Annotated in this window: 22 protein-coding genes; 6 read left to right on the top strand and 16 right to left on the bottom strand. The window is 66.5% G+C overall.

Annotated elements, in window-relative coordinates:
- The first annotated feature begins 106 nt into the window (after window positions 1-106).
- Window positions 107-1189 carry an iron-siderophore ABC transporter substrate-binding protein gene (locus tag EH231_RS01350; RefSeq protein WP_124711732.1) on the top strand — a complete coding sequence of 361 codons (1083 nt, stop codon included), beginning with the start codon at window positions 107-109 and terminating at the stop codon, window positions 1187-1189.
- On the opposite strand, the gene EH231_RS01345 is transcribed toward EH231_RS01350, so the two are convergent.
- From EH231_RS01345 to EH231_RS01295, 11 genes are read right to left on the bottom strand one after another with little or no spacing between them, the layout of a single operon-like run.
- Window positions 1182-2243 carry an isopenicillin N synthase family dioxygenase gene (locus EH231_RS01345; RefSeq protein ID WP_090424974.1) on the bottom strand — a complete coding sequence of 354 codons (1062 nt, stop codon included), beginning with the start codon at window positions 2241-2243 and terminating at the stop codon, window positions 1182-1184. The genes EH231_RS01350 and EH231_RS01345 overlap by 8 nt on opposite strands.
- Window positions 2240-2773: a hypothetical protein gene (locus EH231_RS01340; protein ID WP_124711731.1), complete on the bottom strand. Its 534-nt coding sequence runs from the start codon at window positions 2771-2773 to the stop codon at window positions 2240-2242. The genes EH231_RS01345 and EH231_RS01340 overlap by 4 nt, the downstream gene beginning before the upstream one ends.
- On the bottom strand, window positions 2770-3795 hold the full coding sequence (alc, locus tag EH231_RS01335; protein WP_124711730.1) for an allantoicase: 1026 nt from the start codon (window positions 3793-3795) through the stop codon (window positions 2770-2772). The genes EH231_RS01340 and alc overlap by 4 nt, the downstream gene beginning before the upstream one ends.
- Window positions 3792-4544 carry an aspartate/glutamate racemase family protein gene (locus tag EH231_RS01330; RefSeq protein ID WP_124711729.1) on the bottom strand — a complete coding sequence of 251 codons (753 nt, stop codon included), beginning with the start codon at window positions 4542-4544 and terminating at the stop codon, window positions 3792-3794. The genes alc and EH231_RS01330 overlap by 4 nt, the downstream gene beginning before the upstream one ends.
- A complete protein-coding gene (allB, locus tag EH231_RS01325; RefSeq protein ID WP_124711728.1) occupies window positions 4541-5836 on the bottom strand; it encodes an allantoinase AllB in 1296 nt (431 codons plus the stop codon). The genes EH231_RS01330 and allB overlap by 4 nt, the downstream gene beginning before the upstream one ends.
- Window positions 5829-6680 (bottom strand): N-acyl homoserine lactonase family protein, encoded by an 852-nt coding sequence (locus EH231_RS01320; RefSeq protein WP_124711727.1) that lies wholly within the window; start codon window positions 6678-6680, stop codon window positions 5829-5831. The genes allB and EH231_RS01320 overlap by 8 nt, the downstream gene beginning before the upstream one ends.
- Window positions 6680-8260, bottom strand: coding sequence for an ABC transporter substrate-binding protein (locus EH231_RS01315; RefSeq protein WP_090424969.1), 1581 nt, complete (start codon window positions 8258-8260; stop codon window positions 6680-6682). Before EH231_RS01315 ends, EH231_RS01320 begins: the two co-directional genes overlap by 1 nt.
- On the bottom strand, window positions 8257-8892 hold the full coding sequence (locus EH231_RS01310; protein ID WP_124711726.1) for a cysteine hydrolase family protein: 636 nt from the start codon (window positions 8890-8892) through the stop codon (window positions 8257-8259). The genes EH231_RS01315 and EH231_RS01310 overlap by 4 nt, the downstream gene beginning before the upstream one ends.
- Complete coding sequence (locus EH231_RS01305) at window positions 8893-9897, bottom strand: ABC transporter permease (protein ID WP_090424967.1); 1005 nt, start codon at window positions 9895-9897, stop codon at window positions 8893-8895.
- 17 nt (window positions 9898-9914) lie between these two features.
- Entirely contained in the window at window positions 9915-10784 is an 870-nt protein-coding gene (locus EH231_RS01300; RefSeq protein WP_170856222.1) for an ABC transporter permease, read from the bottom strand.
- The gene (locus EH231_RS01295; protein ID WP_241177860.1) at window positions 10784-12829 is read right to left on the bottom strand and encodes a dipeptide ABC transporter ATP-binding protein; all 2046 of its coding nucleotides are present in this window, start codon (window positions 12827-12829) and stop codon (window positions 10784-10786) included. The genes EH231_RS01300 and EH231_RS01295 overlap by 1 nt, the downstream gene beginning before the upstream one ends.
- A gap of 223 nt (window positions 12830-13052) precedes the next feature.
- Between EH231_RS01295 and EH231_RS01290 the strand changes: the two genes are divergently transcribed.
- The 3 genes from EH231_RS01290 (at window position 13053) to EH231_RS01280 (ending at window position 15228) form a co-directional block, all read left to right on the top strand.
- The gene (locus EH231_RS01290; protein WP_124711725.1) at window positions 13053-13730 is read left to right on the top strand and encodes a TetR/AcrR family transcriptional regulator; all 678 of its coding nucleotides are present in this window, start codon (window positions 13053-13055) and stop codon (window positions 13728-13730) included.
- Between the two features lie 10 nt (window positions 13731-13740).
- A complete protein-coding gene (locus EH231_RS01285) occupies window positions 13741-14016 on the top strand; it encodes a YciI family protein (protein ID WP_090424965.1) in 276 nt (91 codons plus the stop codon).
- Window positions 14017-14178: 162 nt separating this feature from the next.
- A complete protein-coding gene (locus EH231_RS01280; protein ID WP_090424964.1) occupies window positions 14179-15228 on the top strand; it encodes an NAD(P)-dependent alcohol dehydrogenase in 1050 nt (349 codons plus the stop codon).
- Window positions 15229-15290: 62 nt separating this feature from the next.
- On the opposite strand, the gene EH231_RS01275 is transcribed toward EH231_RS01280, so the two are convergent.
- Window positions 15291-15641 (bottom strand): DUF3349 domain-containing protein, encoded by a 351-nt coding sequence (locus EH231_RS01275; protein WP_090425967.1) that lies wholly within the window; start codon window positions 15639-15641, stop codon window positions 15291-15293.
- 144 nt (window positions 15642-15785) lie between these two features.
- Here EH231_RS01275 and EH231_RS01270 point away from each other — a divergent pair, with 144 nt between their 5' ends.
- Complete coding sequence (locus EH231_RS01270; RefSeq protein ID WP_124711724.1) at window positions 15786-17237, top strand: LLM class flavin-dependent oxidoreductase; 1452 nt, start codon at window positions 15786-15788, stop codon at window positions 17235-17237.
- 74 nt (window positions 17238-17311) lie between these two features.
- On the opposite strand, the gene EH231_RS01265 is transcribed toward EH231_RS01270, so the two are convergent.
- Window positions 17312-18691 (bottom strand): alpha/beta hydrolase, encoded by a 1380-nt coding sequence (locus EH231_RS01265; RefSeq protein WP_124711723.1) that lies wholly within the window; start codon window positions 18689-18691, stop codon window positions 17312-17314.
- Between the two features lie 139 nt (window positions 18692-18830).
- Between EH231_RS01265 and EH231_RS01260 the strand changes: the two genes are divergently transcribed.
- Window positions 18831-19373, top strand: a complete 543-nt coding sequence (locus EH231_RS01260; protein WP_164480725.1) for a hypothetical protein — start codon at window positions 18831-18833, stop codon at window positions 19371-19373.
- Here the strand turns inward: EH231_RS01260 and nrdF are convergent, their stop codons facing one another.
- The 3 genes from nrdF to EH231_RS01245 all read right to left on the bottom strand — a co-directional run bounded on the left by nrdF (window position 19374) and on the right by EH231_RS01245 (window position 22774).
- Complete coding sequence (gene nrdF, locus EH231_RS01255; protein ID WP_003881215.1) at window positions 19374-20336, bottom strand: class 1b ribonucleoside-diphosphate reductase subunit beta; 963 nt, start codon at window positions 20334-20336, stop codon at window positions 19374-19376.
- 75 nt (window positions 20337-20411) lie between these two features.
- The gene (locus EH231_RS01250) at window positions 20412-21953 is read right to left on the bottom strand and encodes a flavin-containing monooxygenase (protein WP_124711722.1); all 1542 of its coding nucleotides are present in this window, start codon (window positions 21951-21953) and stop codon (window positions 20412-20414) included.
- An 80-nt stretch (window positions 21954-22033) separates the two neighbouring features.
- Window positions 22034-22774 carry a TetR/AcrR family transcriptional regulator gene (locus EH231_RS01245; RefSeq protein WP_090424961.1) on the bottom strand — a complete coding sequence of 247 codons (741 nt, stop codon included), beginning with the start codon at window positions 22772-22774 and terminating at the stop codon, window positions 22034-22036.
- Window positions 22775-22858 lie beyond the last annotated feature (84 nt).

Raw genomic sequence — 22858 nt, 5'->3', positions numbered from 1 at the left:
CGTCCCTGGGTCCTACAAACTGTCGTACTGCGTGGCGCCGCAGCGTCGCGTCTTTCGGCCGCGAGGTCCTGACCAGCGACAAAGCGGTGAATGTTACGGTCGCCCGGTGCTGACCAACCGACCCCGCGCCGTAGTCGCGGTGATCGCCGCGGCCGCGACCCTCGCCAGCGGGTGCGGCTCTGCCGAGCAGACGCAGCAGGCGCAGACGTCGATGACGACCAGTGTCACCAAGATCGCCGATTCCGGCGTGCTGGGCAATCAGCGCCGCCCCGACGAATCCTGCGCGGCCGAGCCGGCCGCGGCCGATCAGTCGGCGCGCGACGTCCGCAATGCCCGAGGAGGCGGAGCGAACAGCTCGGATATCTCGGAGTCCACCGAGGTGCGCGGCGATCCGCAGCGCATCGTCGCGCTGTCCGGGGACCAGCTCGATGCGTTGTGCGCGCTGGGTCTGCAGTCCCGCATCGTCGCGGCCGCACTTCCGGACGGTTCGTCCGAGCAGCCCTCCTATCTGGGAGCCGTCGTGCACGGGGTCGCCCCGGCCGGTTCCCGGAACGCGCCGGACCTCGAGGCCATCAAGTCGGCCAACCCCGAACTGATCCTCGGCTCCGCGAGCCTCACTCCGGCGTCGTTCGGCGCGCTGTCGGCGATCGCCCCGACCGTGTTCACCGGGGCGCCCGGGGCCGCCTGGCGCGACACACTGCGTGCGGTGGGCGAGGCGACGGGTCGCAGGGACGCCGCGGCGGACCTGATCGCGAAATTCGACGATGCCGCCCGCGACGCCGGAGCGCAGAATGACGCCGGGCACTTCCAGGCCTCGGTGGTGCAGCTGACCGAGAACACCGTCCGCGTGTACGGCACTGACACCTTCGCCGGCAGCGTGCTGGCCGCAGTCGGATTGGATCGACCTGCCGCGCAACGGTTTACCGACAAACCCTACGAGGAGCTCGGCACCACCGACGCCGACTACCGCATCGCCGACGCGGACATCGTCTACGTCTCGTTCGCATCCGAGGCGGCCAGGGACAACGCACCCAAGATCCTGCAGAGCCCGGCGTGGCGGGCCCTGTCCGCCGCCAAGGACAACCGGGTGTTCGTGGTGAACAACGAGGTCTGGCAGACCGGTCAGAACATCGTGGCCGCCCGCGGCATCCTCGATGACCTGCGCTGGGTGAACGCCCCGATCAACTGATCCGGCCATCGACTCCGTACACGGCCTGCTGACCGAATTGCCCGGTGGCCAGGGACCCGTCGGGTAGCACCAGTTCCCCCGCCTGCATCCGGCGGCGCAGATACGCGAAGGTCTGCGCGGTCTGAGCGAACAGATGCTCACCGGCTCGCAGTGGCTGGCGCTGGGGCCCGTCGGTCGCGACGAACCGGGGCAGCGGTTTCACCTCGGTGTGATAGTCGACGTTGAAGAACAGTGGGAACGAGTAGCGCTCCTGCGCCACGCGGCGCACCCGGTGACTGGTCGCCACGAACGTTCCGTTGGTCCACAGTTCGAGCAGATCTCCGATGTTGACGACGAACGTCCCGTCCACCGGTGGCACGTCGATCCACTCGCCGGCGCCGTTGAGCACTTCCAGGCCGGGCGCGGTGGGCTTGAGCAGCGTGAAGCACTCGTAGTCGGTGTGTGCGCCGATACCCTGTCCGTCCTGCGCGTCGGCGTTGTACGGGTAGTGCATCAACCGCAGTTGGCTGGGTGTCTTCGTGGCGTGCCGGGAGAACACCTCGGGGTCCTCCCCCAGCGCCACCGCGAACGCCCACAACAGTTGCCGGCCAACGTCGATCACAGCCTGGTAGTAGGGCGTCACCGCTTCGGCGAATCCGGGCAGATCGGGCCAGGTGTTCGGTCCGAGCATCGGGTTGCCCGCCAGATGGTCGGGGTCGTCGGCCGGCAGGTCGAGCGCGGTGTCGAAGGCTTCCTTCAGGTCGGGAGGGCTGTCGGATTCGAGGCCCTCCTCCCCTACCGGCACATAACCGCGGTGACACTGCGACAGCCCGATATAGCTGCGCATCTTCTCCTCCAGCGGCAGTGCGAAGAACTGCTTGGTGGCAGCGAGCATCCGCTCGAACACCGACTCCTCGATGCCGGATCCGCTGATGTAGAAGAAGCCGACTTCGCGGGCCGCCGCGCCGATCTCGGCCGCGACCCGTTCCCGCTCGTCACGCCGGGGCGAACGCAGCCCGCTGATGTCGATGATCGGCACGGACATGAACGCCGCCAACGATGTTGTGCCACTCACAGATTCACTGTCCCTTCAGTTCGTTCCACGACCCAGAGCACGCCGTTGGCCTGAATCTGCTGACCTTCCAATTCGACGGCGAGTGCGGCCCATCGCGGTCCGCCCACCGTGTCGATCACCGCCTCACCGGCGCCCAGCCACCCGAAGATCGGCCCGACCCGCACCAGGAGGGCCTGGCCTCCGTCGGGTGCACGCAGGAAAAACCCGCCGCGAGGGGTTGTCGGACCGGGATCGCGCACCCAATGCTCGACGTAGTCTTCATGCACGCCGGTCTCGATCAGAGTGTCCCCGTCCCAGCGCATCTCACCCTCGTCGGGAGCAGGGCCCGACGGCACCAGCTCGACGTCACGTCGCCAGGAGAACACGGTGCCCCGCTGGACCAGCTCACCACCGAAGCCGCGGGAGTCGACGTAGGCGCTACCGGCCTGCAACCACACGACGTCCGTCCCGGTGTCACGCGTTCCGTCGGCCTCGATCAGCAAGGTGCGCCGCCACAATCCCGCGCAGTCCGACGCCAGAACATCGCTCACGAGCACTCCGTCCACTTCTCTCGAAGCTGTTGCAGCCCTTGGACGGTCGGTGTGCCCGACGCGCGCACCCTGGCGATGCCGCCGTCGGGATACGCCTGCACCCGCAATGCGGTGACGCCACGGGCATCAACCACGAAAACCTGCCTGGCGTCGGCGGCCAGTCGCACGCGGCTGAGCACAGGAATGTCGAATTGCACCGCCGCCCAGCCGCGTTCGTCGTCCGCACGTACCCCGGCGCCGAGAACGGCCACCTCCGGCGACGCGTTGAACACGAAGTAGGACGTGTCGATCTCGATGCGCTTCAGATCGGTCGGTACGGCGAAGGAGATCACCACCGCGTCGTGATCCTCCGGGCCGATGTCCCGGCGGCGGCGCGTTTCCCAGCCATCGCCCATGTTGCGCGGCCGGTCGGGGGCCACCAGCGAACCGGCGTCGGAATAGAACGCGTCGCTGCACCATTCGACGCGGCCGCCTTGCTCCAGGCCGGATACCTCGATGGTGACGTCGGACCACAACGCCGGGTCGGGTATCACCTCGCCATAGGCACGCAACCGAGCCACACCACCGTCGGTCGCCAGCGACAGCCGTATGTGCGTCCAGCGACGGCGGTCGGTCACCGTCATCAGGTTGTTCGAATCGGGTTTCAACGCGGTGGGTTCCACGATGGTGGTCCATTGCACGTCGGGATCCGTCGCGTCGGCGCTGGGTGCGAGCACAGCCGCGTCCAGGCGGCAGGCTTGCGGATGGTTGCCCGAGAAGAAGCGGGTGTCGACATCGACGGCGCACAGCCGCCCCGGCGAACCGAGACGCACGATCGCCCAGTCGCCACCGGGCCCGGCATGGCGGCGGGTCTCCCAGCCGTCGACGATCTCCCCGCGCAGATCGAAGGTGCCCGGCACGAACGCCGGTTCGGCCGGATCGACCAGCCGCTCCTTGAAGCCGAACGACTCGTCGCTGGCGGCCACCACGCTGCCGCCGACGACCCGTGAGGCGAGGTCCACACCTGGTACTGCCGGGATCATCCGTCCACTCCAAGGGCATGTGAGATGGGCCAGTGGCTGCGCGGGTTGTCCGGGCCCGGTGCGTAGACCCCGGCCTTGCTGGTCGACAACCCCAGTCCGACCACGGCCTGGGCGAGACCGACCGCCGCGGCAACCCCGTCGACGACGGGCACGCCCAGCTTGGCGGTGACCGCGTCGACGACCCCGGACATCCCCGCACACCCCAGACAGATCACGTCGGCCCCGTCGTCGGTGACCGCTCGCGCTGCCTCATCCACGATGGCCTGGATCGCGCCTTCCGGATCGGCATCGACCGTGGCGGTGTCCAGTCCGCAGGCCCGCACCGACGCACAGTGTGCGTCGAGCCCGGCCAGCAGCAGCCGGTCTTCGATCGGGGCGATCGATCGGGCGAGCGTGGTCACGACGGAGAACCTCCGGCCGATCAGATGCGCGACGTGAGCCGAACATTCGGCGATGTCGAACACCGGCACGGTCAGCATTTCGGCGAGTGCATCCCTGCCGTGCTCACCGAATCCGGCCACGACGACGGCGTCGAAATCGAATTCGCCGGCTTGGGTCAGCCTGACGACCAGGTCCATCATGCCGACGGCAGCCAGGTAGCTCTCGGCGGCCGAGTCGATCGCCACGCTGCCGAACCGCGGTGCCAGACAGATGATCTCGGTGTCGGTATGAGCCACTTCGGCGGCCGCTGCGGCGACCTCGGCGGTCATCGACCCTGAGGTGTTGGGATTGAGTATCAGAATCCTCATGCCGCCACCGTCTCCAGCACCGGCACGCCGGCCACCCAGGTTTGCAGCGCCGCTCCCCGGACCGTCACGCCGTCGTACGGGCTCACGCGGTGACGGTGGCGAAGATCATCGCTGTGCACGGGTGTTTCCGCATCGGGATCGAAGGCGCACAGGTCGGCCCGCAGACCAGGTGCGATGCTCCCCCGGTCGGCGAACCCGGCCAGCGCGGCGGGCTGCTGCGCCATCCAGCGGCTCAGATCGGGCAGTCCGAACCCTCGTTGCGCCGCATGTGCCCACACCGCGCTCGGCCCGACCTGCAATGAGCTGACACCGCCGAAGGCCCGCCCGAAATCCCCGTCCGCCTTGAGCTTCGGGGAACACGGTGAATGATCCGACACCACCATGTCCAGGGTCCCGTCCAGCAGGCCGTCCCACAGCCGGTCACGGTTGGCGGCGTCTCGGACAGGTGGGCAGGCGGCGAACTCGGTGCCGCCGTCGGGAATCGCCTCCGCGGTGAACGTCAGGTAGTGCGGACAGGTCTCGGCTGTCACCGCGACGCCCGCGCGTTTGGCGTCGGCAAGCATCGGCAGCACGTTCGCGCTCGACACATGCACGATGTGGGCTCGCGCGCCACTCGCGGCCGCGGTATCGAGCACCAGTTCCACCGCATCCTCTTCGGCGGCATCGGGACGGGATCGCAGGAATGATGAGTAGTGCCGCCCGTGCGGCGGTGCGCTGCCGGCGATCACCCGATGGCTTTCGGCGTGCACCAACAGCACCGAACCGACTTCGGCGATCCGGCTCATCGCGGTACGGAACTGCCCGGGAGTCAGGTACCCGAAGTCGGGGTTGCCGGAGTCGGCGAGGAAGCATTTGAACCCGCGGACGCCCGCGGCTGCCAGCGACTCCAACTCCCCCAGATTCTCCGGCACCACGCCCGCCCAGAACCCGACGTCGACACGGCAGTTCCCTTCGGCCACTGCCTGTTTGGTCCGCAACGCCGCCACTGTGGTCGTCACCGGACGGCAATCCAGCGGCATGTCCACGATGGTGGTGATCCCGGCAGCGGCCGCCGCAGCGGTCGCCGTTTCGAATCCCTCCCAATCCGTGCCCGGTTCGTTGACGTGGACATGGGTGTCGACGAAGCCGGGCAGCAGCACCGCGTGGGCCGGGACATCGATCTGGATCGGTGCCCGCGCATCGGCATCCACAGTCCCGACGTCCGTGATGACTCCGCCGGTGACGGCCACGGACGCCGGCCGCAGCTCGCCGTCCAGCAGGACCCGCTGCGCCCGGAGCACGAGGTCAGCCATGATGGGCTTCCGAGGTGACGGGCCCGAAGCGCTCGTGGAAGTGCTCGGTCAGGCCCGGCCACACCTCCGGGTCATGGCCGGGAATCAACTGATATCGCTTGTCGCGCGCCAGCTTCTTGAGCTTGCGGATCGGTTCGACCGTTTCCTCGGGCTCGACGTCGATGAACCCGCCGATCGGGAGCTCGTGCTCGATGTTCTCGGTCAGATCCGCGGCATCGAACGCGAACACGAACCCGCCTCCGCCGACGGACTCGTCGAGCTCCACCGCGAAACTCTGATGCCCTGGCGTGTGTCCGTACGTCGGGATCGCGGAGATGCCGGGGGCGATCGTGGCCTCGCCGTCGGCCAGCCGCCAGTCGATGTTCGGATCGTCGAAGTCCACCCGGACGATCGCATTGCGTTCCGGCTCAGGGTGGTTCGACAGACCGTATTCGAGCTCGCGGCGCTGGGCGTGCACCGGGACCTTGCCTGCGAACAGCTTGAGCCCGCCGGCATGGTCGTGGTGCAGATGGCTCACCGCCACGGTGTGGATGTCGTCGAAGTCCACCCCGACCTCGGCGAGCCGCTGCTCGATCGGCTCGCCGGGCCCCGGTAGCACCGGTCGGTATTCCACCGTCGGGAAGAACCGCCGGTACAACGCGGGGTCACGCACGAGCGCGGTGTTGAATCCCGTGTCGAGCAGCACCCAGCCCCCATCGGTCTGGAGCAACACGCCCGGAACGGGTTCGCGCATGCGCTCCGCGGCCGGGGCCCCGTACACCGACACCGATTTCGGAAGTTCCTCCCAACCCAGGGTGAGCAGGATGATGTGGCGGACTCCGCTCTTGCGGACCAGCGTCGCCATCAGCCCACCGACAGCGCGGCGAGCCGCAGGGAGTTGGGGTTGGTCACCACGTGGGACTGTTCGACACCTTTGAGCCAGGGCTGGGCCACCATGAAGTCGTTGACGTCGGCGATGTTGAGCCAGCAGCCGGTCTTCACAGCTTCCAGCCCGGCCCGCGAGAACACCGCGGAGTCACCGGTGGGCAAGCCACTGGCCAACGCATCGGTGACCGGTGGTGCCGAACAGCCCAGGTAGTTCAGCCCGCCGTCGGGATCCCACGAGATGTGCCCCCAGGTGTACGGCGAGGGCGCGTCCGGCCAGGCCAGGGCGGTGAAGATCTCCGGAGCCGACTGACCGTCGGTACCGACCCAGCCGTAGATTTCTGACGTCGGGTAGGCCTGAACCTTTGCGGTCAATCCCGCAGCGGCAAGCTGTGTCTGGAGCAGATTGCTGACCAGCTGATTGTCGGGATTACTCGAGTCATAGCCGATCGTGATGGCTTTCTGGTCGGCGGGCAGTCCCCCTGCGATGCCGCTGAGCACCGACGGATCGTGAGCCACATCCTGATTGGCGAAGTCCGAGGCCATCATGTTGGGCGGATAGATCTGTCCGGCCACATCGCCGCGCCCGAAGTACGTCTGCTTGACCAGCTCGTCGACGTTGATCGCCTGCAGCACCGCGGTGCGGTTCTTCGCATCGGTCATCATGCCCTTGTGCGGGTTCACGTACAGGTAGTTCGACATCATGGTCGGCAGCGAGTAGTTCGCGAATGCCTTGTTGTCCAAATAGGACTGGACCGCTGACGAGGGCAGGTCATGCAGGATCGCGGCAAGCTGCCCGTTGTTGAACTGGAGCTGTTGCGCCGAAACGTCGGTGATCACCGGCATCTCGACCTTCTCGAAGTACGGCTTGGCGCCCCAATACTCCGGGAATGACGCCAACGCGTAGCGCGATCCGACCTCGGCCGCGGTGAGCGTGTACGGGCCGGTCCCCAGATCGTGGTTGGTCAGGTAGCTCTGTGCGTGATCGGAGCCCGCGTTCTGCTGGAGTCCCTGAGGACTCAGCATCCTGGGCCCGTACGCGCACGCGAGATAGTCGAGAAACGCCGCGTTGGGCGCCTTCAGGGTGACGGTGACGTCGTAATCACCGTGTGGGGTAACCGATTCCACGTCCTTGACCATGTAGGCCGGCCCCTGGTTGACCGCCAGTCTGCGATCGAAGGACGCCTTGACAGCTTCCGCGGTGAACGGGGTGCCGTCATGGAACTTGACGCCTTCGCGCAGTTTGAAATCGAAGACCCTGTTGTCCGGCGACACCTTCCACTCGGTGGCCAGCAGAGGTTCCAGCACGGGCTTGTCGGTCCCCGCCTTGTACTGCAGCAGGCCCTCGTAGATATTCGTGGTCAGCAGCAGACCCTGGCCGGCGTAGTAGATGTCAGGGTCGGGCGGCTGGCCCGGGTCCTGCAGGAACGACAGGTGCAGCACCTTGTCGGTCGGCGCCGCGCTGGGTGTGCCGCTCCCGGAATCCGAACCTCCGCAGGCGCTCAGCAGCAATGCCGCCGCCGCACTCACGGCGGCCATGGTCTTCCATCGCTTGATCATCGGGCGGCTCCTTCGAGAAGGGGTTGGGACGTGGCGAGTTCGGAGAAGGCGGCGAGGATCTCGTCGGAGGTTCGTAGTGCACCGGTCTGCAGGTACTCCATGGCATCGAGCGCGGCATCGTGCCGGTACTGCGACGACCCGCCCACGCAGTCGGTGACGACGCGGACGTAGAAGTCACGCTGATGCGCATCGGCGAAGGTGTAGTGCACACACACGTCGGTGAGTCCGCCGATGAGGATGAGCGTCGAGGCCTTGAGGCCTGACAGCACGATCTCGAAATCCGTTCCGATGAAACCGGAGTAACGCCGCTTCACGATGTGGAACTCGTCGGGCAGCGGCCGCAGGGTGGGTTCCAGGTCGGTGCCGGGCTGACCCTCGACGCAGTGGACGCCCTCGGTGCCGTCGAGCTCGCGGCCGAAGTCGATGCCGCTGGGCCGGTGCACCTCCTGGAAGAACACCACCGGTACATCCGCCGCACGCGCTGCGGCGAGCAGCTTCTCGGCGACGGCGACGCGCTCGGCATGACCGGGCATCACCGGAATCCCGGCGTCCTGCGCCGACATTGCACCGCCCTCCTGTATGTCGACCACGACAAGAACTGGATTACCCACGATGAGTGGCTGTTTGGGCACCTAACCTCCTATAACTGCGATACGGGGATCGGCTGCCGCCTGGAGCAGGTCCACGGCGGTGTTGATGACTACATAGAGCGCACCCAACATCAAGGTGACGCCGGCGATGGCCGGGAAGTCGGCGACCGGGATGCTCTGCGCGATGTACTGGCCGATGCCGGGCCACCCGAACACCTGCTCCACAACGAGCACGCCCGAGAACATCAGGCCCACTTGAAGACCGGTCATCGACAAAGCAGACCCGACCGAGTTGCGCAGCACGTGGCGCGTCATGATCCGGCCCTCGGACAACCCCTTGGCCCGGGCTGTCCGCGCGTAGTCGCTGTCGATATCGGTCATCAGGCTGCTGCGCAGCACCCGCCCGATCGCCACAGCGGGCCCGATCGCGATCACGAGGGCGGGCAGCATCAGGTGCTGCACGGCATCGACCACCACGTCGAAGCGGCCGTGCACAAGTCCGTCGACGGTGAGCAGGCCCGTCGGCCCGGTGGGTGGATTCGCCACCGCGATACGCCCATTGGCCGGAACCCACCCCAGGTTCTGGTAGAACACGATCAGCCCGAGGATGCCGAGCAGGAACATCGGTGCCGCCGCGCCGGTGAACAAGACCGCCCGAAGTACCTGGGCACCAGGCCACTTCAACGTGGTGCTGAATGCCAGCAGGGCCGCCAGCACCAGTGCGATGGCGATCCCGAACATCGCGAGTTCCAAGGTGGCAGGCAGGAAGCTGCCGAGGTCCGACAACACGGGGTGACGGGTGCGGTAGGAGGTTCCCAGATCACCGGTCACCGCATTGGTCAGGTAGTGCCAGAACTGTACGAGCACCGGCTGGTTCAAACCGAGTTCCTCGCGCCTGGCGGCGACCGCTTGCGCCGAAGCCTGCGCGCCCAACTGCGCCTTCACGGGGTCCAGCGGCGAGACGTGCTGGAGAACGAACATCACTCCGGTAAGGGCGATCAGGATCGCCACCATCGCACTCAGGCGGGAAGCAACGAAAGTCTTCACTCAAGAACTCCTCTCACTCACCGGTTCTTCATCAGGTTGCGCAGGCAGTCCCCGGCGATGTTTCCGACGAGCGCCAGAACCAGGACACCGAGACCCGGCATCACCGGGATCCACCACTGCTGCAGGAAATAGCTGAGGTTTCGGGCCGAGTCGGCACCCAGCTCAGGCGCAGGCGCGGCCTGCCCGAGCCCGAGGAACGACAGTGCGGCCACGGTGAGGATCAGGGTGCCCAGATCCAGGCTGGCGGCGACGAGGGCATTCGGCACCGCACCCGGAAGCAGGTGGCGCGTCGCGAGCCGGAACCGGCTCACCCCAGCCAGTTTGGCGGCCTCGACGTGTGGGCGGGCGGCCATGCGCGCAACCTCGCCGCGTACCAGTCTGGCGTAGAACGGCCACCAGACGATCGACACCGCGATCAGGGTGTGCACGAAACTCGGTCCGAGCGCGGCGACCACGGCGATCGCGAGCACCGGGGCGGGCAAGGACAGGAACGCGTCGGTGATGCGCATCAACAGGGAGTCGATCCAGCCTCCCGACGCGCCGGCGATCAGGCCGACGAGCCCGCCGATCGCCAGGCCGACGGCGACCACGACCAGCGCCGCGAACCAGCTGGACCGCGCGCCGTAGAGAACGCGGGACAGGATGTCGCGGCCGACGCTGTCGGTGCCGAGCAAGAACCCGTTCTTTCCCGGCGCTTGCAGCGGCATCCCCACCGGTGTGAGCGGGTCGTGCGGGGCGATCAGCGGCACCGCGATGACGAGCATCGTCAACACGATCACCATCGAGAATCCGGCCCAGTTGAGCACCGTGGACCGTGGCCACGACCACGACAACCGCAGGCGGGTCCGCCCGTCGGCCAGCGTGGGGAACGCAACGGCTATCGCCATCAGACCGCCCGCCTTTCGATGCACGCAACGTGATGAGGGTTGCCCGGTGTGCCCTCCAACCGGACGTCGAGTTCGCTACCGCCGCAGGCCGGTACCGCGATCGGACATCGGGGGTGGAATGCGCAGCCATCCGGCGGGGACAATGGGCTGGCCGGTTCGCCGGGCAGCACGTGTGATTCGCGGCCCAGGTCGGGGATCGCATCGACGAGTGCCTGGGTGTACGGATGGGCCGGGTCGCCGATCACACGATCCGCGGGTCCGATCTCGACGATGCGACCCAGGTACATCACGGCAATCCGGTCGGCCACCACCCGGGCGACGGACAGATCGTGGGTGACGAAGACGACGGACATGTCCAGGCTGCGGCGCAGATCCCCGATCAGGTTGAGGACGGACGCCGCCAGTGACACGTCGAGCGCGCTGGTCGGCTCGTCGCACAGCAACACCGACGGCGGCACGACGGTGGCCCGCGCCAGCGAAACCCGTTGGCGCTGACCGCCGGACAGCTCTCCCGAGCGCGCTTTGGCCACCTCGACCGGCAGACCGACCCGTTCGAGTACCTCCGCCACGGCGGTACGGCGCTGAGCCGCCGACATCTTTGTGGCCCGCAACCGCTCGGCGATCAGCTCACCGACGGACAGCCACGGTGTCAGTGAGGCACCCGCGTCCTGGAAGACCATCTGCGGGCGTTGACCGCCGGCCACCTGAACAGATCCCGAGGTCGGAGTCTCCAGTCCGGCGATGATCCGCAACAGTGTCGACTTGCCCGAACCGCTCTCCCCGACCAGTGCCACGGATTCGCCCTGGCGCACACGCATGGTCACGCCGCGCAGCGCGTGCAGCTTTCCGTGATTGTCGGCCGAACGGTCCAGCCACCGCCGAGACACCGCGAATGTCTTGGCGACATTGGCCAGCGCCACGGCAGGTGGCTGCTCGTCGCTGGCAGGCTCCTTGACCGGGAACAGCTCGCCGACGGCCGACGATGCCACCGTACCGCCGATGTCCGCCATCGGCCGGATACAAGCGCTGACCCGTTGGGGTGCAACGACAACGGGTTCCGGCAGTGACGTCGAACATTCTCCGGTGGCCGCGGTACACCGCGGCCCGAAGGCACATCCGGGCAAAGGTGACGCCGGGCTGGGCACCGCGCCGGGCAGCGCCGCGAGCTTCCGGTCCCGTGCGGTGTCCAGGGTGAGCCGGCTGCCGAGGAGTCCTTTGGTGTAGGGATGGGCGGGGCGGGCCAGCACGTCGGCGGCGGGGCCGATCTCGGCGATACGCCCCGCGTAGAGCACCGCGATGCGGTCCGAGATCTGCGCGGCAACGCCCAGGTCGTGGGTGATCAGCACGATGCTGCAACCGATCTCGTCTCGCAACCGCTGCAGCAGCCGTAACACCTGGGCCTGAACGGTGACGTCGAGCGCGGTGGTCGGTTCGTCGGCGATGACGAGTTCGGGGTCACCCGCGACCGCCATCGCAATCATCACGCGCTGACGCAACCCGCCGGAGAGTTCGTGCGGGTACGCCCGCATCCGGCGCTTGGGTTCCGGGATGCCGACCGCGGTGAGCAGTCGCAGCGCCTCTTGCTCGCTGCCTGCCGCCTCCGCCACCTGCTTGCCGATCCGCATCGTCGGGTTGAGCGAGGTCATCGGATCCTGGAACACCGCTCCGAGGTCGAGGCGGCGCACCTTGCGCAGCGCCTTGGTTCCGCCGTTGACCATGTCGGAGTTCGCCACCCGGACCGAACCGTCGATCTTGGCGCTCTTGGGCAGCAGGCCGAGCATCGTGAAGCCAAGAACCGTTTTGCCGGAACCGGATTCACCGACCAGGCCGACTATCTCGCCCGGGGCGATGGCGAGAGAGACTCCGCGCAACGCGTGGACGTCGCGGCCGTTGCGGCGAAAGGTGACGCGCAGGTCGTCGATGGCGGCAACCTGCTGTGGCGGTGAGAGTGACACCGTCTCAGCGCGTATCGCCGAGTCGTCAGTCGCGGGGTCATCTGCGCCGAGATCCGCGGGGAAGGTCATGTCGATCGTGACCTCAGCCATCGTGGGCCTCCCAGAAGCGATTTGGCAATTCCGCGCCACCTCCGTGTGCCGCAGCCTGTCGAGCGACAGTTTTCACCGGAGGCCGCGTCGCTGGGTGTCGCAGGCGTTAATGAGGTGTAAAGGAATTGACGGGCCCGGTAACCGTCACGTGTCACGCGTTTCTATCGAGTGACCGATACCCCGTGCGCTGGCCCTTCGCGGCCGAAGAGCCAACCATGGCCCTATGGCAGGAAGACCACGGGTACACGCCCAGCGCCGGCAGGGGCACACCGCTCGTGACGAAATCCTCGACGCCGCAGGCGAATTGTTCACCGCTACCGGCTACGCGGGAACATCGACGCGGGCGATCGCCGAAGCGGTCGGCGTCCGCCAGGCGTCCCTCTACCACTACTTCAAGACCAAGGACGACATCCTGTGCGCGCTGCTCGAGCAGACCGTTGCGCCGACCCTCGGGTTCATCCCGAGCCTGCTGGGCACCGAACCCGCATTGACCGCCGATGAACATCTGCACGCCTTGGCGGCGTTCGACGGCGCCCAACTGATGTCCGGCCGGTGGAATCTCGGTGCGCTCTATCTGTTGCCCGAACTGCGTGAAGCCAAGCTTGAACCGTTCTGGTCGGACCGGGAGCGGCTTCGGCTGCACTATCTGTCTGTGAGTCGCGCGCTGAGCCGGCGGACCGGCGTTCATGAAGCGGCCGCCGACCTCCCGTTCCGGCTCGTCGAATCGTTGGTCAACGTGTGGTCGATGCCGCCCGGTCCGGAACGTTGCGAGATGCCGTTCCACGTGGCAGATGCTTGTATGCGCGTCCTGGGCATCCCCGACGATGCGGCCGCGGCCCTGCGTTCGCGTAGCCACCGCGAAATCGACAGGCATAACGAGAACAGCTCATCCGACCCGTAGTCTGCATGGCATGTTCCACGTCCTCACCACCACTTACGTGCAACCCATCGACGTCGTCGACCAGACCCGCCCCGCCCACATCGCGTGGCTCGAGGAGGAAGTGGCCGCGGGCCGCATCGTGCTGGCCGGACGTCTGGAATCGGCGACCGGAGCGGTGCTCGTCACCGGGGACCTCAGCGAAGAGGAGGTCGAGGATGTCATCGCCCGCGATCCCTACACCCTGGCCGGGCTGATCCGATGTGAACGCACCTCCTTCAACGGGGCGTTCCGCGCGCCCGGGTTGTGACCCACGCCCGGCGTTGCCCCGGGAGATATGTCACACCTGGTAGCGGGATTATCGCCGCCGCCTGCGTCGTTGCACGCTACGCACTGCCGTCTCAGGCAGTAGTCAGTTAACCGGACTAATCTTTTCCGGGATACGCACAGACGACGAGCAAAGAGGGCTTTGATGAGCACTGTTTATGCCTATGCCGCCAATTCGGCGACCGAACCGCTGGCCAAGACCACCATCACCCGCCGTGAGGTAGGGCCCCATGACGTGGCCTTCGACATCCATTTCGCCGGCATCTGCCATTCCGACATCCACACCGTGAAGGGCGAGTGGGGCACCCCCAACTACCCCGTCGTGGCCGGTCATGAGATCGCCGGTGTCGTCACCGCGGTCGGCTCGGAGGTCACCAAGTACAAGGTCGGCGACCACGTCGGCGTCGGTTGTTTCGTCGATTCCTGTCGGGAGTGCGACAACTGCAAGGCCGGGCTGGAGCAGTACTGCACCGGCGGCGGCATGATCGGCACCTACAACGCGACGGGGCGCGACGGCACCCCGACCTACGGCGGCTACAGCGGCGCGATCGTCGTCGACGAGAACTACGTCCTGCGCATCCCCGACAGCATCCCGCTGGACAAGGCCGCTCCCCTGCTCTGCGCCGGCGTCACGCTGTTCTCGCCGCTGCGCCACTGGGACGCCGGTCCGGGCAAGAAGATCGCCGTGATCGGACTCGGCGGCCTGGGCCACATGGGCGTCAAGCTCGCGCACGCCATGGGTGCGCACGTCACCGTTCTGTCGCAGTCGCTGAAGAAGATGGAAGACGGCCTGCGGCTGGGCGCCGACGAGTACTACGCGACCAGCGACCCCGATACCTTCCGCAAGCTGGCCGGCAGCTTCGACCTCATCCTCAACACCGTGTCGGCCAATCTCGACCTCGGCGCCTACCTGGGCCTGCTCAAGACCGACGGCACGTTGGTGGAGCTGGGCGCGCCGGAGAAGCCGCTGGTGGTCCCGTTCTTCCCGCTGGGCGCCTACCGCCGCAGCCTGTCCGGTTCGATGATCGGCGGTATCCCGGAGACCCAGGAGATGCTCGACTTCTGCGCCGAGCACAACGTGACCCCGGAGATCGAGGTCATCCAGCCCGATTACATCAACGAGGCCTATGAGCGTGTACTGGCCAGCGATGTGCGGTACCGCTTCGTGATCGACACCGCCTCGCTGCGCGGCTAGATCCCAGTCGTCAACGCCGCGGATTGCGGTCACTATGTGACCGCAATCCGCGGCGTAACGCGTTATCCGGCCTCTGAGTCCTGGCCCGCGTCCGACTGCAGTTCGACGCCGGCCAACGGCCAACCCGCGGCGGCCAGTTTGGCCGCCACCCGTGCAATGTTCTCCGGACCCGCATCGTGGTCGGTGACTTCGGCGATGAACTCCGCGATCTCGTCGCGTTCGATGGGATCGTCAACGTCGGCGGGCGCGGCGGCCTCAGCGATATTGCGCACGACCTCGGCCACCTGCTCCTCGGTGAGTGGCGTGGCCCGCAACAGCGCGAGCAGGGGCACCCGATCGGTTCCCGGCACTCCTTCCGGGTAACCGGCACGCAACCAGTTCAGGACCGAGATCAGCAGCGACTTTGTTGACACGCGGTAAGTTTCGCGGCTGACCGGCAAACCCACCACTGGAGGAGCCGACAGTTGGTGGGCCATTCATTCGTGGTTCATCGCCAAAAACAATCCCGCTGAGCGCAACCACTGACCTTTTCGCTGCATCCCGGCATGCTCGGCACAGTGACTCGTGTGATCCGCTTCAACGCCTTCGACATGAACTGCGTCGCCCATCAGTCGCCGGGCCTGTGGCGCCACCCAGAGGACCAGTCCTGGCGCTACAGGGACATCACCTACTGGACCGAACTCGCGAAGTTGTTGGAACGCGGCCGTTTTGACGGCTTGTTCATCGCCGACGTGCTGGGCACCTACGACGTGTACGGAGCCAGCGACGAGGCGGCGATCCGCCAGGCCGCGCAGATCCCGGTGGGCGACCCGATGCTGTTGGTGTCGGCGATGGCTCTCGTGACCGAGAACCTGGGGTTCGGGATCACCACCGGAACCGGATTCGAGCATCCTTATCCGTTCGCCCGGCGCATGTCGACCCTCGATCATCTGACCAACGGCCGGGTGGGCTGGAACGTCGTCACCGGGTATCTGCCTGCCGCAGCACGCAACATGGGCCAGACGGACCAGCCGGCACACGACGCACGCTACGACCATGCCGACGAGTACCTCGAGGTGCTCTACAAGCTTTGGGAAGGCTCCTGGGAAGACGACGCGGTGGTGCGTGACGCCGAGCGCGGGGTCTTCACCGACCCGGCCAAGGTGCACCACATCGGCCATGCCGGTACACATTTCAGCGTGCCGGGAGTACATCTGGCCGAGCCGTCGCTGCAGCGCACCCCGGTCATCTACCAGGCCGGTTCCTCACCGCGCGGGGTGCGATTCGCCGCCGAGAACGCCGAGGCGATCTTCACCGCGGCGCCCACCAAAGCTCTTCTACGCGAGACGGTTTCCACGATCCGGGCAGAACTCGAGTTGGCGGGCCGGGATCCTTACTCGGCCAAGATCTTCAACCTCACCACGATCATCACCGGCGAAACCGACGAAGAGGCCCACGCCAGGCATGCCGAATACCTGGCCTACGGCGATCCCGAGGGCGCGCTGGTGTTCATGTCCGGCTGGATGGGCGTGGACCTGGCCCGCTACGGCCTCGACGAGCCGATCGGCAATGTCGATTCCAACGCGATCCTGTCGGCGGTCAAGGCCTTTCAGTCCGCCTCGGACAAGGGCGGTGAGTGGAACGTGCGCGACATCGCCGAGTGGGGTGAGATCGGCGGCATGGGACCGCGCATCGTCGGGTCCGGCGTGCACGTCGCCGACACCCTGCAGGAGTGGGTCGAGGAGACCGACGTCGACGGTTTCAACCTGGCCTACGCGATCACGCCCGGATCCTTCGCGGAGTTCATCGAGCACGTCGTCCCGGTCCTCACCGAGCGCGGCGCCTACCAGTCGACGTACGCACCGGGCAGCCTGCGCAACAAGCTGCTGGGCCACGGAGACCGTCTCGCCGACGAGCACCGTGGCGCCAGTTACCGGGTGGGCGGGCCCAATTCGACGATCATCGAGCGTCCGTCGACGCTGCCGTCCTCTTCGGCGTCCACTGCTGCTCAGCCGGCGCGGGGCCGGTAGTCTCGCCGAGCAGACTCAGAAGTACCCAAAATTCACCGTTCTCGGGTACCTATGCGTCTGCTCGTCCAGTCAAACTAACGCGGCGCGGCCTGGACGTTGGTGGGTTGCTGCCCCACCGTCGACGGCGGCAGGTCGGTCGCTGCCACGCCGGGCGTGTTCAGCTGACCGGCCAGCCACGGTAGTGCGGCGCCAAAGGCATTGGCGGCGAATGCCCAGTCATGCCGGCCCGGAGCCGTCTGCACCGAGCAAGCGATCGCATCGGTACGTGCCGCGTTGCACAGCGTGGTGGCAGCGACATCCTGCGACTCGGGATTCGCCGTGGGATCGTGAGTGGTTCCGCCGCGCTGGGAAACGGGCACCTCGAACCACGCTGTGACATCGGAGTACGGACCGTGGCGACGCAGGATGGTGACCGGATCGTAGGCCGCCCAGGCGTCGGTGTCCCCGCCGAAGAGCCGGTTGATCGTCTGCGTCTTGTCTCCCGTGTTCGGTCGCAGATCGCCGGCGATGTCGACGAACGACCGGAACATATCCGGGTGCATCAGGGTCAGGTCCACCGCGCAGGTGCCGCCCATCGACCAGCCCGCTATCCCCCACCCGTCGCGGTCGGCGCGCACGCCGTAGTTCGAGATCAGATACGGAACAACGTCTTTGGTGAGGTGGTCGGCGGCGTTGCCCCGGGTCCCGTTGACGCACTCGGTGTCGTTGGTGAACGAACCGGTGGCATCGACGAACACGAACACCGGCGCATTGCCGTCATGGGCGGCCGCGAATCCGTCGATGATGCCCAGGACGTTGCCCGCCCGCAGCCAGTCGGCCGGGGTGTTCAGTTGCGAGCCGATCATCATCACTGCCGGCAGTCGCGGCGGTGGGTTGCTGGCGAACCAGGCCGGCGGTAGGTAGACGAGTTCACCGCGGTGCGTGAAGCCTGACGCCGTCGAATCGATGGTCACCGGGACCAGGACCCCGCTGGTGGGCCGGAAGTGGGCCAGCTGCATCTTCGTCACGGTCAACCGGTCCGTCTGCCCCGGCAGCGGACTCGACGTGAGCTGCTTCCACATGGCGTCCACGGTCGGGAAATATCCGACCCACATGTTGAGTGTCAGTACACAAGCCAGCCCGCACACCCCGATCGCCGCCACCGACGCGGTGCGCCGCCACCACCGGGCACTCAGCCACCCCAGAAGCGCCACACCGACGGCCAGCGCGGTCAGCGCGATCCAGACCCACAACGCCGGCGGGCCGGCGTTGCCGGCCACCCCGATCGAATCGATGTACCAGTAGGTCACGCCCGCCAGCACCGCGGCCGCGGCCACCAGCGCCGGCAACATCCGTAGGCGCCAGCGCGGCGAACGCCAGCCCACGGCGGTTCCCAGCAGCAGCGCGGCGATCAGCTGCACGACGACGGGGAACCAGCCGTGTATCAGCGAGATCTGCGCAATGAGCTGGTACATCAGCTCATTTCATATCAACGCCAACTGTCAGCTCACTGGGCGAACGCTGAGTGAGCGATCGAAAAGCGCGGTCACCGAAGCAGGCACTTTGCGCCCGGGCAGTACTGCGTGCCAGGTGGTGACGCCTTATGGTGACGTGATGCGCACAATGATGCTGGCGGCCCTGATGAGCGCGGCGATCGGCGCCGGCGTGGGTTTCCCCGGCGTGGCTGCGGCGGACCCGCCGCCGCCTCCACCCCCACCGCCGCTCAATCTCAACGCCCTGACGCCGGTGAAGCCGTCGGACTTCGCGATGCAGAACGGCGAGTACTACGCATTTGCGGTGCCGGGCGATATCGCATGCGCCATCAGTCGCGGGTCGGGCAATTACGGTTGCAGCGGCCCGCTGCCCGCAGCACCAGACGGGGCCAACGCGGTCACGGGCGGACAACGGGGGTTGCCCACGTTCGTCAGCGACAACCGGCCGCTGTTCGTGTTCGACAAGCTGCCGAACCGGCTGCTGCCCGGATCACGCATCAGCTTCCGCGATGTGACGTGCGGGACCGACGGCACGGTGACGGTGTGCAGCAACTCGTATGACGGAGCGGGTTTCGTCCTCAGCCCGGGCGGCAGCCATGCCCTCGATGTGAACAACCCGCTGCTGCTCAACACCGGCGAGGGGCGCAACCCGTACGCCAACTAGCTAGAAGTCCCAGTCCTCGTCTTCGGTGTTGACAGCCTTGCCGATGACATACGACGAGCCCGACCCCGAGAAGAAGTCGTGGTTCTCGTCGGCATTCGGCGAGAGCGCGGACAGGATCGCCGGGTTCACATCGGTCTCGTCCTTGGGGAACAGCGCCTCGTAGCCGAGGTTCATCAGCGCCTTGTTGGCGTTGTAGCGCAGGAACTTCTTGACGTCCTCGGTCAGCCCGACCTCGTCGTAGAGGTCCTGGGTGTACTCGACCTCGTTGTCGTAGAGCTCGAAGAGCAGCTCATAGGTGTAATCCTTGAGCTCCGTACGCTTTTCCTCGTCGACCAGGGCCAGCCCGCGCTGGTACTTGTAGCCGATGTAGTAGCCGTGCACGGCTTCGTCGCGGATGATCAGCCGGATCATGTCGGCGGTGTTGGTCAGCTTGGCCCGGCTGCTCCAGTACATCGGCAGGTAGAAGCCCGAGTAGAACAGGAAGCTCTCCAGCAGCGTGGAGGCCACTTTGCGCTTGAGCGGCTCGTCACCCTTGTAGTACTGCATGACGATCTCGGCCTTGCGCTGCAGGTTCGGGTTCTCCTCCGACCAGCGGAACGCGTCGTCGATCTCGGCCGTCGAGCACAGCGTCGAGAAGATGTTGGAGTAGCTGCGGGCGTGCACTGACTCCATGAAGGCGATGTTGGTGTAGACGGCTTCCTCGTGCGGGGTGAGCGCATCGGGGATCAGGCTGACCGCGCCGACCGTGCCCTGGATGGTGTCCAGCAGCGTCAGGCCGGTGAACACCCGCATGGTGAGCTGCTTCTCGTGCGCGGTGAGCGTGCCCCACGACGGGATGTCGTTGGACACCGGCACCTTCTCCGGCAACCAGAAATTTCCGGTGAGCCGATCCCAGACCTCGGCGTCCTTCTCATCCTGGAGACGGTTCCAGTTGATCGCTGAGACACGGTCGATCAGCTTCATGCCTTCGCTCACCGGAACCCCTTTTCACCAGGTCGTTTTGTTTGCCGAACAGCACTCACGACACTACCCCTGGGGCTAAGCACCTGCTGGGACCCCAGCATCTAGTGTTTTCGTGTCGCTCGCCTCATGGATGAAATCGAACTCTTTCGGGTCCAGCTTGCGCGTTGCCAGCCAGTACTGCCAGGTCATGCCGCTCCACAGGGTGCGGTTGACGCCGTGGGCGTCCATGTACCAGCTCCGGCAACCTCCGGTGTTGAACACCGTGTCGGCCAGATCGCGTTGCAGCTCGGCGTTGAACTCCGCCTGGGCGGCAGGGCTGGGTGAGAGCGCCTCGGCCCTGGCCTTGTCGACGGCAGCGATCGCCTGACCCACGTAGCGGATCTGCTGCTCGATCATGAACACCACCGAGTTGTGCCCCAGTGCGGTGTTGGGCCCCAGCAGGAAGAACAGATTGGGCATCCCCGCGACCGCGATGCCGCGGTGGGCGGACATTCCCTCGCGGTTCCAGCGGTCCACCAGGTCCTCGCCGCCGGCACCCTTGATGTCGACGTAGGTATAGGAGTCGGTGACGTGGAAGCCGGTGGCGAACACCACGACGTCGGCCGGGTGCTCGACGCCGTCGGCGGTCACGATGCCGGTGGGGGTCATCCGGGTGATCGACTCGGTGATCACCTGGGTCTTGGGGTTGGCGATCCCGCGGTAGTAGGTGTCGGAGTTGAGGATTCGCTTGCACCCGGCGCGGTAGCTCGGCGTGAGTTTGCGGCGCAGCTCGGGGTCTTTGATGCTGCGGTTGATGTTGTAGCGGCCCATCGCCTCGCCGATCTTGAGCAGCCGCGGCTGCTGCGTCATGGCGAAGCCGACGCCCTCGTGGATCCAGTAGATGGCGGCGCGCATCGCGGCGCGGGTGCCGGGCACATAGCTGAACGTGCGCCGAATCCATTGCGGGAACTTGTTGTTCACCCGCGGCATGACCCATGCCGGGGTGCGCTGGTAGAGGTGCAGCTCGGCGACGTCCCGGACGATCTCGGGCACGATCTGGATGGCGCTGGCACCGGTGCCGATCACCGCGACCCGCTTGCCGGTGAGGTCGACGCTGTGGTCCCATTCCGCGGAATGGAAAGCCGCACCGGTGAATTCCTCGCGTCCCTCGATGTCGGGAATCTGCGGGATATGCAGGCCGCCTGCGCCAGAGACCAGGAACTGGGCGATGAATTCCTGGCCGCTGTCGCTGAACACGTGCCAGCGCAGCTCCTGGTCGTCCCAGTGCGCGCGGTCCACATGGGTGTTGAACCGGGTGTATCGGCGCAGCCCGTACTTGGAGGCCACGCCCAGCAGGTAGTCCTGGATCTCGGGCTGGAATGACCACATGTGGCTCCAGTCGGCCTTCGGCTCGAAGGAAAACGAGTACATGTGCGACGGGATGTCGCAGGCACACCCCGGGTAGGTGTTGTCGCGCCATGTCCCGCCGAACTCGTCGGCCTTCTCCAGGATGAGGAAATCGACGCCGCGGCGTTGCAGCTCGATCGCCATCCCCATCCCCGAGAACCCGCTGCCGATGATCAGGGCGCGGGTGCGGATTGGTTGCTGACCCTGCGGCGAGGGTTGGGCAGCCGTCATAGCTCAGGTCCTTTTCTGGGAACGGCGGTACCGGATATTCCCCAGTCTCCGGACCTGGGACCCGACTGTCAACGAGGTGATCAGCTGGCGTGCTGGCGACGCTGGACACCCTCGTGAAGCGGCAGATCCGGGTCGATCCAGATGCCGAGCAATTCACAGGTGCCGTTGATGGAACCGACCATGATCGTGGTCAGGTGGTTGACGAACTCCTCGGCCGGCATCCGGCGCGGGCTGTCCTCTTCGGTGCCCAGCCACCAGTCCGTGGACGATGCGCACGCACCGAAGGTGGCGAACGCCGCCAGTTCGATCGCGGCCCCGTCCAGCTCCATCTCGCGCAGCTCGTTGGAGAACATGTCGGCCATCGCCAGCGTGATGCCGCGGCCCTCGTTGAGTGCGCGCATGGTCGATTCGCTCTGTTCGGCGAATCGGCCCTGAATCAGGAACCGCAGCACGTTGGGGTGTTCGTCGACCAGCAGCACGTACTGTTCGACGCTGCGGCGGATGACTTCCCGGGCCGGATCGGCACCGAGGTTGATCACCGGGAAGATCGCCGACCACAGCATGTCGCGCAGCCGCTCGCCGATCGCCTGGAACAGGTCGGACTTGTCGGCGAAGTGACGGTAGATCTTCGGCTTGGCCGTACCGGCCTCTTCGGCGATCTCCCGCAGGCTGACCTCGGGGCCCAACCGGTCGATCGCCCGGAACGAGGCGTCGACGATTTCCGACCGCACCTTCTTTCGGTGCTCACGCCAGCGCTCGCTACGGGCGTCAACCTTGACGCCCGGGCTATCGCTGGAATGTGATCTCGACGTTCGCCGCACGCGATCACTGTACCCGCCCTGATAGCGCTGACCTGCCCAGACCGCCTCACAACACGCGGTTGTACCGTTTGACCCGGGCGTTCG

The organism is Mycolicibacterium nivoides (genome assembly GCF_003855255.1).
In the GTDB taxonomy this organism is placed as follows: Bacteria; Actinomycetota; Actinomycetes; order Mycobacteriales; family Mycobacteriaceae; genus Mycobacterium; species Mycobacterium nivoides.
The sequence above is the reverse complement of the archived record's forward strand: the minus strand, read 5'-3'. Positions and strand labels throughout refer to the sequence as shown.

Excerpts from the sequence above, each read along its gene's own strand:
- alc (WP_124711730.1), bottom strand. The coding sequence starts at position 3,795 with ATGATCCCGGCAGTACCAGGTGTGGACCTCGCCTCACGGGTCGTCGGC.
- EH231_RS01330 (WP_124711729.1), bottom strand. The coding sequence starts at position 4,544 with ATGAGGATTCTGATACTCAATCCCAACACCTCAGGGTCGATGACCGCC.
- allB (WP_124711728.1), bottom strand. The coding sequence starts at position 5,836 with ATGGCTGACCTCGTGCTCCGGGCGCAGCGGGTCCTGCTGGACGGCGAG.
- EH231_RS01320 (WP_124711727.1), bottom strand. The coding sequence starts at position 6,680 with ATGGCGACGCTGGTCCGCAAGAGCGGAGTCCGCCACATCATCCTGCTC.
- EH231_RS01315 (WP_090424969.1), bottom strand. The coding sequence starts at position 8,260 with ATGATCAAGCGATGGAAGACCATGGCCGCCGTGAGTGCGGCGGCGGCA.
- EH231_RS01300 (WP_170856222.1), bottom strand. The coding sequence starts at position 10,784 with ATGGCGATAGCCGTTGCGTTCCCCACGCTGGCCGACGGGCGGACCCGC.
- EH231_RS01295 (WP_241177860.1), bottom strand. The coding sequence starts at position 12,829 with ATGGCTGAGGTCACGATCGACATGACCTTCCCCGCGGATCTCGGCGCA.
- EH231_RS01290 (WP_124711725.1), top strand. The coding sequence starts at position 13,053 with ATGGCAGGAAGACCACGGGTACACGCCCAGCGCCGGCAGGGGCACACC.
- EH231_RS01285 (WP_090424965.1), top strand. The coding sequence starts at position 13,741 with ATGTTCCACGTCCTCACCACCACTTACGTGCAACCCATCGACGTCGTC.
- EH231_RS01280 (WP_090424964.1), top strand. The coding sequence starts at position 14,179 with ATGAGCACTGTTTATGCCTATGCCGCCAATTCGGCGACCGAACCGCTG.
- EH231_RS01265 (WP_124711723.1), bottom strand. The coding sequence starts at position 18,691 with ATGTACCAGCTCATTGCGCAGATCTCGCTGATACACGGCTGGTTCCCC.
- EH231_RS01260 (WP_164480725.1), top strand. The coding sequence starts at position 18,831 with ATGCGCACAATGATGCTGGCGGCCCTGATGAGCGCGGCGATCGGCGCC.
- nrdF (WP_003881215.1), bottom strand. The coding sequence starts at position 20,336 with ATGAAGCTGATCGACCGTGTCTCAGCGATCAACTGGAACCGTCTCCAG.
- EH231_RS01250 (WP_124711722.1), bottom strand. The coding sequence starts at position 21,953 with ATGACGGCTGCCCAACCCTCGCCGCAGGGTCAGCAACCAATCCGCACC.